3 protein-coding genes are annotated in these 1963 nt (G+C 74.7%); all 3 read left to right on the top strand.

Annotated elements, in window-relative coordinates; genetic code table 11:
- Positions 1–204: 204 nt before the first annotated feature.
- The 3 genes from ACRX5S_RS40105 to ACRX5S_RS40095 all read left to right on the top strand — a co-directional run bounded on the left by ACRX5S_RS40105 (position 205) and on the right by ACRX5S_RS40095 (position 1930).
- Complete coding sequence (locus ACRX5S_RS40105) at positions 205–714, top strand: hypothetical protein (protein WP_436778234.1); 510 nt, start codon at positions 205–207, stop codon at positions 712–714.
- Between the two features lie 105 nt (positions 715–819).
- Positions 820–1269 (top strand): hypothetical protein, encoded by a 450-nt coding sequence (locus tag ACRX5S_RS40100; RefSeq protein ID WP_436778233.1) that lies wholly within the window; start codon positions 820–822, stop codon positions 1267–1269.
- A 127-nt stretch (positions 1270–1396) separates the two neighbouring features.
- Entirely contained in the window at positions 1397–1930 is a 534-nt protein-coding gene (locus tag ACRX5S_RS40095) for a hypothetical protein (protein WP_436778232.1), read from the top strand.
- Positions 1931–1963: the final 33 nt, after the last annotated feature.

The following is a 1963-nucleotide window of genomic DNA, read 5'->3' as shown; positions in this document are numbered from 1 at the left end:
CCCGGGGCCCCGCGACATCGACCCACCCACCCACTCACCCGCACGGGCGCGTGCACACGCGCATCCGCGCCGCCCGACCGCCCCAGGCCGAAGCCCCACCCGGCCCCACCCGGCGCCCGCCAGCCGCCACGGCGCCGCGCCCGAGACCACCCGCCGGACGACCCGCGCACCTTCCCGACCGGCCACGAACCAGGAGGCCCCGCCGTGGGTTACAGCACCGACTTCTCCGGACGCCTGACCGTCACCCCGCCGCTGAACCCGGCCGAGACCGCGTACCTGACCGCGTACGCCGCCACCCGGCACCAGCCCCGCCGTTCCGGCCCCTACACCGTCGCCTTCGACCCGGCCGTCCCGGACGCGTCCGACGACCCGGATGAGACCGACTGCGGCCCCGACCCGGACCTGCCGAACCTGTGGTGCGACTTCCGGCCCACCGAGGACGGCACCGCGATCGTGTGGGACGGCACCGAGAAGACCTACAGCGCCGAGGCGTGGATACGCCACCTCGTCGACACCTTCCTGCGCCCCGGCGCCCGCCTCGCCGCCGAACTCGCCCACCCCGTCCCGGGACGCGCCTACCCGCACCACCTGCGCGAGTTCACCTTCGACCACACCGTCACCGGAACCCTCCGCGCCCAGGGCGCCAACCCCGACGACACCTGGCGCATCGACGTCACGGACAACCGCGTCACCGCCACCCGCACCGGTGCCTGACCGACAGGCCCGATCCCCGGGCTGGGGACCTCCCCCCACGTCCCCGGTCCGGGCCCGCGCCGCCCACCCGAGGCACGTTCCGCCCCATGGAAAGAGGGGAATTCCATGACGCACAGGTCGGCTTCCCCCGACACCACGACGGCCCGGGTGCCGTTCGGCACCCGCGCGGTGCGCCGCGTCCTCGGCGCCGACCCGGCCGACCTGGCAGCTGCCGGTCACCGCGCCGACCCCGTGCTGGCCGCCCTCGCCGGACCGGTGATGTTCGCCGCGATGCGCCTCGACCAGCTCGACGCCCAGATCGCCCGCGACGCCGCCCGCCTGGCTCGCGACGTGGCCCGGCTCGGCGACGATGCGGACGCTCACCTCCAGTTCGGCTGGGCCCATCTGGCCGACTCCGTCCAACGCCTGGCCGCCGACCGCCGGTTCCTGGACATGTGGCACGAAGCCCTGAACGCCGCCATGCACACCTACACCCAGGCCCGCACCACCCACGCGCCCACCACGGCCACGACCGCAGGCGAGGACACCGAGGGTGCTGCCTCGGCCCCCACGTAGCGCACACCCCGGCGGCTCCGGGCCGCCGCCGCACAGACCGCCCTGGGCCGGGGCCACCACGTGGCACCCCTGCCCGGCCCAGGGCCCCAGCCCCAGCACCACCCCGCCCCACCAAAGGAGTTGCGTTGTGATCACTGTCCGCGTCTCTTACACGGCCGCCGCGCACACCGCCCTCTCCGACATCTACGGCAATACCGCGTGCCCGCCGCGCACGCTCGCCTCGGCCCAGCTACGGGTGTTGGGCGACCTGGCGACACCGGCGGCCCGCTTTCGCGCCGCCGCCTACCTGGACCAGCCCACCCTTCTTGCTCGATCGGGGCGGCAGTCCGCCAGTCGCACCATGATCGACGCGGCGCTCGGCCGCACCCCGACCGTCGACACGTCGAGCACCGCGCCGGGAGCGATCGCCGTGCTCCACCTCGCAGAGGACCCGGACGCCCCCGGGCGCTCCGACGCGGGTTGGAGGTACCTCTTCCGCCAGTTGCTGCGCGACCTGGGCGAGGACCGATGGCCCATCACCCACCCGTGGCTGCTCGTCCGTACCTGCATCGACGTCCGGCTGATCGTGAACACCGAGCTCCCGTACCACGACCTCGACAGCGCCCACGCCCTCATCTCGACCGCACACCGGTTCCTCGCCCGCGCCTACCCCCACCGCTGACCCCGTACGTTCGCGACGCCCGGACCCGCCGTG

The sequence above is a fragment of the Yinghuangia sp. YIM S09857 genome (assembly GCF_051388915.1).
Lineage (GTDB): Bacteria > Actinomycetota > Actinomycetes > Streptomycetales > Streptomycetaceae > Yinghuangia.
This window is presented reverse-complemented; position numbering and strand designations above follow the sequence as displayed.

Bases quoted from the DNA above. Each gene is read 5' to 3' on its own strand.
- ACRX5S_RS40100 (WP_436778233.1), top strand. From the start codon at position 820: ATGACGCACAGGTCGGCTTCCCCCGACACCACGACGGCCCGGGTGCCG.